Raw genomic sequence first — 7843 nt, forward strand, 5'->3', positions numbered from 1 at the left:
AATGCCCGAGGTCGTTATGCCACGCCTTTCCGACACCATGGAGGAGGGTGAACTCGCCCGCTGGCTGAAGAAGGAGGGCGATCAGATCCACAAGGGCGACGTCCTGGCCGAGATCGAGACCGACAAGGCCACCATGGACTTGGAAGCCTTCGATGAGGGTGTGCTCGAAAAACTCCTCGTCGCCGAAGGGACACTCGTACCGATCGGCCAGCCCCTTGCGCTCATTGGCGACGGCAGCGGCGCGAGCCCGACGCCCAGGGAACGCCCGAAGGAGAACACGGCGGGCGCTTCGGCCACGCCGGCACCCAATGCACCACCGAAGTCAGATGCCGCAGGACCGGGAACGCCGCCAAAGAATGTATCTGAGCCTGAGCTCAGCGCCCATACGGCAGCAGAAACGATCGCACATCCTTCGTCTGCCGAGCCGGCGACGCATCCTTCCTCGGACCAATTGCGTGCCTCCCCGCTTTCCCGACGGGTCGCCGGCGAACACGGCATCGACCTCGGATCGATCGAGGGGACCGGTCCTGGCGGGCGGATCGTTCGTGCCGACGTTGAGGACGCGATCACCGCGCACAGCCACGAGAATCGACCACTTTCAGCACCGGAATCCCGACGTCAGTCCACAGATCAGCCTGACGCAGCGCCGCGGCCGTCTACGGTAACCGACGTCGAAGAGGTGCCGGTGAGCAAGATCCGCCGGATCACGGCCAGTCGCCTGACCGAAAGCCAAGCGGTCCCGCATTTCTTCCTCACCACCGTGATCGACGCCGAACGCCTCACCGCGTTCCGCAGCGACGTCAACGAGCGACTAGCCGGCAACGGAATGAAGGTCAGCGTCACCGATCTGCTCGTACGTGCCTGCGCGGTCGCGCTTCGCGCGCATCCGCAGGTCAACTCGTCGTGGGGCGAAGACAAGATCCTGCGCCATCACCGCATCAATATCGGTGTCGCCGTCTCGCTGGAGGACGGCCTCATAGTTCCCGTCGTGACCGACGCCGATCGCAAGAGCCTCGGAGAAATCGCTGTCGCAACACGTGCACTCGCGGTACGCGCACGCGAGGGAAAACTGAAGCCGCAGGAGTTCAGCGGCGGCACGTTCACGATCAGCAACCTTGGTATGTTCGGCATCGACCAGTTCACCGCGGTAATCAACCCGCCGGAGGCGGCCATCCTCGCCGTCGGAGCGGCAACACAAGAGCCGGCCGTGCGCGATGGAGAACTGGTCACAGTGCCAAAAATCAAACTCACACTCACGGTCGACCACCGCGTTCTCGACGGGGCAACCGCCGCAGCGTTCATGCGGGACCTGAAGGTCATTCTCGAGGAGCCCCTGCGCATCGTCATCTAGCGGTAGTTTCCCGGTGCACCGCGTCGCGGCACTGCGGACTACTGGCGTCAACCGTCGGGTTCGTGTACGGTGCGCACGCTCTTCGTGTTGCGTGTGCGCAGATATCCAGCACCCGCGGAGATCATGCCGATGGTTACCGCCGCCCAGGCGACTGCGGCGATCCCGGTGCCGATCCGTCCAACCGTCACGAGGAATGGAAGGTGTGTCACCGTACCGAAGTGCATGCTCGCAACCGAGTACATGCCAAGCGGGAAGACGATGCTCCACAAGCCCGCCTGGTAGCGAAGCCGCTCATGGTTGACGACGTGGCGCCAAATCCCGAAGATGACCAGTAACGGCACCCACCACGCTCCGAAGGCCCACAGAACATACGTCAAGCCAGACACGACCGGTGCCGTGGCCTTGAGGATCGGCAGATCGGGCGCCAAGATCAGTATCCGTGAGCCCGCGAGCACGGTAATCGCGGTTGCTCCCATATAGATCCAGTATGAGGGTGCGAAGCTACTGGGTTTACTGGCCACCGTGAGTAAGCGCAGGGTGACTAGAGTGGCCAGCATGATGTAGAGCATCACTCCGATACCCCAGAGTGCCACCGCGATCTCAGCCAAAGCGGAGTTCCCGGAAGATTTCCCGACTACTGCGGCCGCCGTCGCGAGGGACTGGGTGCCGACCACCCAGAGAAACCAGCTACCGTCGATATCTGCCGCAACCGGGCCTGTGCGTGGTCGGAGCATTAAGTTTCCGGGAATTCCGTAGGTGAGCAGCAACCACACGGGAACGCTGGCGATCGCCAGGATGATCGTGGTCGTCGGCGTCTCCGATGAATACAGCCGGATGCCGACGACGTTGATAGCCGCGACGATCGTGAAGTAACCGAAAGCATGTTTCGGATCCCGCGCATCCAGCATCATGGCCGGGCGCGACAGGGCGAGTCGCGCCGTGGTCAGTAGGGCGAGCGCAATCAAGGAGCTAACAGCGATAACCAGGAGGGCAAGGGATGCTGCGTGCCAGCCGACGATGCCGAGGGCGGTGGAAACGATGCCCGTTGCCATCACGAAAGCGAACGAGCCGGTCGGAAGCCGACCGACGGCCTCATGCCACACCGAAGATCCGCCCATCGTCGCGACGATCCCGGAGCTCGTAGCTCAAATGGATTGCCGGTAGCCGAAGAACTCGTGACCGTTGTTCCACTCGCCCAAGCCTCCTCCAATTTCGGCGAAGCCCGCCACGAATTCGATTTTTTTGATCCACTTGACCATTTTGAAGCCGAGCCGCGTTTCGTTGCGCAGCCGAAGTGGCGCGCCGTGACCGAATGCCACCGGTGCGTCGTTCATGTCGTAGGCGAGCATGGTCAGGTGGTAGCTCATTTGTTCTAAGGGTTGGGCGTCGCAGCAGAGGCCGCCTTCCGGGCCGGTCGCGAATGAGCAGAAGATGAGCTACTTCGCTTATGGCTTCGGCGTGACCAGGTCGAGGATGATCTGCATGGGGACCCCCTCCCACTTCGCCACACCCGGCCAGCCCTGGATGCAGAAATGCTGAGTGATCTGCTCGTGGTAGGCGAAGTCACGCAACTGTTTGAGGTCGACCTCCTGCGGGTTCTCGACGAGACCGCCGATCGACAACTTGTAGTTGGCGAAGGCGCCCGCCTCGAGCTGCTGGTACTCCTATGATTCGGGATACTTGCCGTTGTGCCAGAAGTAGGGAGAGATATCTTTCTCCGCGTACTGACCAGGTTTCGAGTCGATGTGCTCGTATAGACGCTGGGCCGGACCGATGAGCGCGAAGCTCACCTTTTGTACGACCCGGGGATGCCGGGACGTGGACGGTGTGGCTGCTACCCAGCCGACGATCACGACTACCATCGATGCGTCGAACATCCAGAACCCCATCCACGATTCGGTGTTCTGCGATACATACGTAGGGTTGAGGTTGCGGAGGGCACCGGTGGTCAGAACCAGCGTCACATGGATGACGTCAACACAGTCGTAACTTCGGCCGAGCACCTCAGTGGTTTTGCGCCCGACTGTGCCGCCCGCTACCACTGATCACGAATGCTTCTTCAGCTCCCACGCATCCACTGGTGACTCGGCGGTGGTGTTCAGATGAGTTTGGCAACGGTGAGCAGCACGGCCGAGTCTTCCAACGCCTTCAGGGTGTGGTTCGCGTTCGGGATGATCAGCAGGTCACCGGTCCAGCCAGACCAGGACATGCCCTCACTTTCCAGGAGGACCCGCCCGGACAGTACATAGAGAGTTGCTTCGCCCGGGCTGGGATGTTCGTCGAGTTGCCGGCCCGCGTGCAAAGCGATCACGGTCTGCCGAAGAACATGTTCGTGGCCACCGTAAACGGTTGTGGCGCTCCGACCGCTGGATGCGGCGCGAGCGAGTTCCAGCTCGTTTCGTGCAAGTGCGGTGAGCGACGTTTTTTGCATCATTGGTTCCCTCGTTCGTGATGTGCGCGCTCGCGCGCAGAATTCTCATCTCCACAAGCGACGGCTTCCGATGAGGTCCCCCGTAACGCTCTTCCTCCGAGACCGCGAGATAGCCGACACGCCAGATCATTCTTGGCCATCAGGCTCTTCCGTCGCATGAAAGTCGGTGACAAGTTCATTGTCGATGCTGGTAGGTCCGATCTTCGTCGCACCACCAGGGGAACCGAGCGGCGTTTGCCTGCCGCGCAACGCTACAACGAAGAATCGCGCATTGTCATCGGTGAACTCTGACCAAACCTTTGGAAGATCATCCTCGTAGTAGATGGCCTGAACCGGACACACCGGACACACCGGCTCGCAGGCGCCGCAGTCGATGCACTCGATGCACTCGATGCACTCGTCCGATCGGATGTACAGTTCACGGCTGCCCTCATAAATGCAGTCAACTGGGCAGTCGTCGGCGCAGGCGCGATCCACGACGTCGATGCAAGGTTCCGCAATCACATACGTCATGCGATGCCTTTTCCTTATTGCCCGTCCGTGCAGTGGATGGGCACCAAACTATGAAACCGGTCGAGGAGCAGCGGGTTGCTTCCGAAGCCCCGCCATGATCGTGGGGACAATATTGCCTTTTTTCACCTCTTGGATCATGTGCTGCACCCCGTGAACGAAGTCAGTGCCCGCCGTCTTCACGAAGGTGCCTACCTGTCCGGACTTCAGCGCCGGCGCGTCGACTCGATACACTCCGTGCGCTGGTTCCACCCCGACCCCGGTCTCATAGACGAGCTTCCCGCCGAGGTAGCTGGTGTATGTCAAGATTCCGACACCGATGATGCCCGTGGCGAGATAGGCAGCGTTCGGCTTCCGATGACTGACGCGCCATATCGCCATGCCGCCGGCAACGATGGCGGCAAGGAAATTCAGGTTGCGATGGGTCATCAGCATGTCCATCGACGCACCCTCGACATTGACCTCTTCGCCGGCGATCAGTCCTGTGACGGCGGACCCCACTGCGCCCACTGCCGCGATGCACGATGCCGTCTTCGCAAACGACAGGAGCGGCCTATTACGGATCATGCCGCCGACAAGGTCTGCGCCGACTGAAAGTGGCAAAAGCGCGATCGGTAGGTGGACGAGAGCGGGGCGCATCTGCTCCAGACGTATGGCCATAATGTCTACTCCTAAGAGATTCGATCAACGGCCGGCTGGCGTTCCGTGCAGAAAAAACCGAACTGCCTAGCTGGGCCGGTGAACGCGCTGGTCGTTCAACAGTACGCCGTCAACGCCTCGTCAGCGAGCCGTCTCGGCCCTTTCTTGGCCCCCGGCTCTGAACAGCGGGCTGCCCCACCGCTATCAGCGTTTCCTCGCGCCACGACGGAGACGGTGCTGTCCGATTCGTGCATACGTATCCCGCCGACCTCGTGAGTGTGGCCGTCGGAACCATAGTCATCATCATCGCTTCCCACAGTCACAGAACGCCCATACGTTCGCAGTATTCACTGGTGGGCGGGGATGGCTAGATCTTCGTCAGTGCGTCGCCCTTATGCATCGCCACATGGTCGGTTGTGTCGCTCTTGATCTCGTACTGCGGATCCTCGGCACTGCACCGGTGCGTGTGACCCTTGTACTGCACGTCTTTCGTATGGACTTTCGTGATCGTGCCCCGCACATGGCCGGCCTCGGAGTTCCAGCGCACATGATCACCGACTGAGAATTTCTTCCTCATTGGTATACCTTCCGCCGCCACGGTATTGCTGGGACTCTCCAGCTTAACCGGTGCGCCATTTCACTCCAGATTCAGGCTCGCACCGCGCTGGTCAATCTTCGGGCGGATACCAAACATGGTCGCCGTCGACTTTCGCGAAGCCGGTCATCGTGTGTGGCTTCGTGGAGTTCAGGCTCATAATGTCGGCCACCTGCAGGCCGCGAGCCAGCAGCGCGTCTCCGATCAGCGATCGGTGACAGCGCCATGGCACGGCCTCGGCGCACATGATCGCGACCGTCTGCTTCTTCGCCAGTGCAATCAACTCGTCAATACCGGCGGCGAACTCAGGCGTCTGCATGTAGTCGGCGTAGTTGCGGAAGCTTCTGTTGCGCCACGCCCCATTGATGGTTGCCGCTGTCATCGGGGTGTGCCGTAACCCGCCGAGCTCTTTGAGTCGCTGATAATCGATACCTACGTTCGGCATGCTTGTGGCAAGTTCGCGTTCCCCGAATTGCGGGTTGTGACGCGACCCCGGAACGGTGCGCACGTCGATGACCCGTTCGATATCGTTTGCTTTCAGCATCCGGATGAATTCATCGATTGGATGAGTCGAATGCCCGATCGTGTACACACAGGTTTCCGCCATGATCCCATTGAACTGCGTGCTGTCGAAGCCCGCATCAGGAACATCGAATTCATGCACGCTCGATGTTGTTCTGGCCAACGACGTGTCGGAGAGGTCAAGTCCGTAGGCCATCACCCTGTCGCCCGGCATTCGCCCCTGCCGCTGCCGCGGATTGAAGCGTAGTCTGGCGTCATGGTTGACGATACTGGTTTCGATGAGCATCACCAAGACAATTTCGTCCGTTTCATTGACTGGTTGAATCACAAGCTGGTCGGAAAGATCGGTCCGGCGGACATCGGACCCTACGACCATGTCGTGGAGCGAGTGGCCGTCTCGGTGTGCCCGATCTGCGGCAGGCCGATGGCCGAACACACGATCGATCGCTCCACGGCCAACACCGTGTTGAACTGTCCCGCGCCTCACCTGCCGCCGGTGGTCGACGACGAACCCGTGAACGAATTGGGGATGCCCAAGCGCATGCGATGAGTCCATGCGGTCGCGCTCGAACCGTCCTCAACATCAGCCTGGCGCCACCAGTTCTGGATATACGACTCGCTGATCCCAGAATCGGCAGCGATCTGACGAATCTGGACACGCGGATCACGACGCCTCGCAATAGCGACAATGTCCTCCCGGAACTCGTTCGGATAAGGCTTCCACGATGACATCTTTCCGGCAGCACCCTACGGCACCACCGGCCAATTGGTACCAAGCATTGCATCAGATCCGGAGACTTGATCATCGGGTTGCGGCGCTCCTCGATATGCACCATGGTCGAGCGCACCACCCGCTTCACACGGCTGATCCACCTGCTCAGTGAGGAAGGCCTCGGAATGGTCCTGCGCACGAAGAACGGGGCCGCCCTGGCCGACTATTGTTCATGACGATGGCAAACGCCCTTGCGAATACGATCACCACCCTGCCGGAGCAGTTGCGTCGGTCGGTCACTTGTGGGACTGCGGCACAGAGCTCTCCGTTCACGCCAGGTTCATCGTCGCCACTGGCGTGTAGCTCTTCTACTTCACCTACCGAAGAGCTCTTGGCATCACTGCACGAATGAGAAGACCAATGGGCTTCTGCGTAGCACTTTCGGAAAGGCACCGATTTATCCCGGTGGGACGCCGAAGAGATAAAAGCGATCGCCTTTACCTCAACACCCGCTCCGGCAAGAGGCGCGGCTGACGCAACCCCGTCGAAGCGCTCGACGAATATCTACGATTGCTGCAACAACGGGGTGTTGCGACAACCGGTTGAATCCGCTTCAGTTCACTTCGTGAGCAGTCACCAACAAGGTCCGCGCTTCAGAGCTGATGCCCTCATTCGGAACAATCGGCGATTGCTACGAAAACTCAATCGACAAGAATCGTTCTGGTCATCGATGCAGGTTGAGCTGCTGAATCGGAAGAAATGGCGAACCCGGGTCAGCCTGGCGAATGCAATGTTCGACTTCATCGAGAGTTCCTACAACCATAATCGCCGTCACTCGCGACTGGGCCGTTCGACTCCTATCGAGCACGAGCTACGCCTCAAACACCAAGCTGTCCCGCAGAGGATCGGCGAATTCAGGCGGTCGTTGCAACATTGGGTTCTTCTGGGTCGAATAGTAGTCGTTGCATGGCTTGGGCGGGGGTGCTGCCGCTAAGCCTCGATCCACCGATCGGGCTGGGTGTCTAGCGGCGCGTTAAACCGAGAATGCCTTCCTGATCAGAGAAAATAGAGCTTGTCTAGAGT

Annotated in this window: 10 protein-coding genes and 1 pseudogene; 3 read left to right on the forward strand and 8 right to left on the reverse strand. The window is 60.2% G+C overall.

The window, feature by feature from the left end:
• Window position 1: 1 nt before the first annotated feature.
• Complete coding sequence (locus RCH11_RS16620; protein WP_327058139.1) at window positions 2–1351, forward strand: pyruvate dehydrogenase complex dihydrolipoamide acetyltransferase; 1350 nt, start codon at window positions 2–4, stop codon at window positions 1349–1351.
• Between the two features lie 47 nt (window positions 1352–1398).
• Here the strand turns inward: RCH11_RS16620 and RCH11_RS16625 are convergent, their stop codons facing one another.
• From RCH11_RS16625 to RCH11_RS16660, 8 genes and pseudogenes are all read right to left on the reverse strand, one after another.
• Window positions 1399–2469: a tellurite resistance/C4-dicarboxylate transporter family protein gene (locus RCH11_RS16625; protein WP_327058140.1), complete on the reverse strand. Its 1071-nt coding sequence runs from the start codon at window positions 2467–2469 to the stop codon at window positions 1399–1401.
• A gap of 27 nt (window positions 2470–2496) precedes the next feature.
• A pseudogene (locus RCH11_RS16630) lies at window positions 2497–2973 on the reverse strand (molybdopterin-dependent oxidoreductase).
• A gap of 42 nt (window positions 2974–3015) precedes the next feature.
• Entirely contained in the window at window positions 3016–3354 is a 339-nt protein-coding gene (locus RCH11_RS16635; protein WP_327058141.1) for a hypothetical protein, read from the reverse strand.
• A gap of 95 nt (window positions 3355–3449) precedes the next feature.
• Entirely contained in the window at window positions 3450–3782 is a 333-nt protein-coding gene (locus RCH11_RS16640; protein ID WP_327058149.1) for a LuxR family transcriptional regulator, read from the reverse strand.
• A gap of 126 nt (window positions 3783–3908) precedes the next feature.
• The gene (gene fdxA, locus RCH11_RS16645) at window positions 3909–4295 is read right to left on the reverse strand and encodes a ferredoxin (RefSeq protein WP_327058142.1); all 387 of its coding nucleotides are present in this window, start codon (window positions 4293–4295) and stop codon (window positions 3909–3911) included.
• Window positions 4296–4343: 48 nt separating this feature from the next.
• Complete coding sequence (locus tag RCH11_RS16650; protein ID WP_327058143.1) at window positions 4344–4952, reverse strand: DUF2231 domain-containing protein; 609 nt, start codon at window positions 4950–4952, stop codon at window positions 4344–4346.
• A 346-nt stretch (window positions 4953–5298) separates the two neighbouring features.
• Entirely contained in the window at window positions 5299–5508 is a 210-nt protein-coding gene (locus RCH11_RS16655) for a DUF2945 domain-containing protein (RefSeq protein WP_327058144.1), read from the reverse strand.
• Window positions 5509–5599: 91 nt separating this feature from the next.
• Window positions 5600–6334, reverse strand: a complete 735-nt coding sequence (locus RCH11_RS16660) for a DUF488 domain-containing protein (protein WP_327058145.1) — start codon at window positions 6332–6334, stop codon at window positions 5600–5602.
• Here RCH11_RS16660 and RCH11_RS16665 point away from each other — a divergent pair.
• Both RCH11_RS16665 and RCH11_RS18250 read left to right on the forward strand, forming a co-directional pair.
• Window positions 6305–6598, forward strand: coding sequence for a hypothetical protein (locus RCH11_RS16665; protein ID WP_327058146.1), 294 nt, complete (start codon window positions 6305–6307; stop codon window positions 6596–6598). The two genes, RCH11_RS16660 and RCH11_RS16665, sit on opposite strands and share 30 nt — an antisense overlap.
• Before the next feature lie 787 nt (window positions 6599–7385).
• The gene (locus RCH11_RS18250; RefSeq protein WP_442789062.1) at window positions 7386–7754 is read left to right on the forward strand and encodes an IS3 family transposase; all 369 of its coding nucleotides are present in this window, start codon (window positions 7386–7388) and stop codon (window positions 7752–7754) included.
• The last annotated feature ends 89 nt before the right edge of the window (window positions 7755–7843 follow it).

The organism is Glaciihabitans sp. GrIS 2.15, assembly GCF_035984695.1.
In the GTDB taxonomy this organism is placed as follows: domain Bacteria; phylum Actinomycetota; class Actinomycetes; order Actinomycetales; family Microbacteriaceae; genus Lacisediminihabitans.

Excerpts from the sequence above, each read along its gene's own strand:
- RCH11_RS16620 (WP_327058139.1), top strand. The coding sequence starts at position 2 with ATGCCCGAGGTCGTTATGCCACGCCTTTCCGACACCATGGAGGAGGGT.
- RCH11_RS16625 (WP_327058140.1), bottom strand. The coding sequence starts at position 2,469 with ATGGGCGGATCTTCGGTGTGGCATGAGGCCGTCGGTCGGCTTCCGACC.
- RCH11_RS16640 (WP_327058149.1), bottom strand. The coding sequence starts at position 3,782 with ATGCAAAAAACGTCGCTCACCGCACTTGCACGAAACGAGCTGGAACTC.
- fdxA (WP_327058142.1), bottom strand. The coding sequence starts at position 4,295 with ATGACGTATGTGATTGCGGAACCTTGCATCGACGTCGTGGATCGCGCC.
- RCH11_RS16650 (WP_327058143.1), bottom strand. The coding sequence starts at position 4,952 with ATGGCCATACGTCTGGAGCAGATGCGCCCCGCTCTCGTCCACCTACCG.
- RCH11_RS16655 (WP_327058144.1), bottom strand. The coding sequence starts at position 5,508 with ATGAGGAAGAAATTCTCAGTCGGTGATCATGTGCGCTGGAACTCCGAG.
- RCH11_RS16665 (WP_327058146.1), top strand. The coding sequence starts at position 6,305 with ATGGTTGACGATACTGGTTTCGATGAGCATCACCAAGACAATTTCGTC.
- RCH11_RS16660 (WP_327058145.1), bottom strand. The coding sequence starts at position 6,334 with ATGCTCATCGAAACCAGTATCGTCAACCATGACGCCAGACTACGCTTC.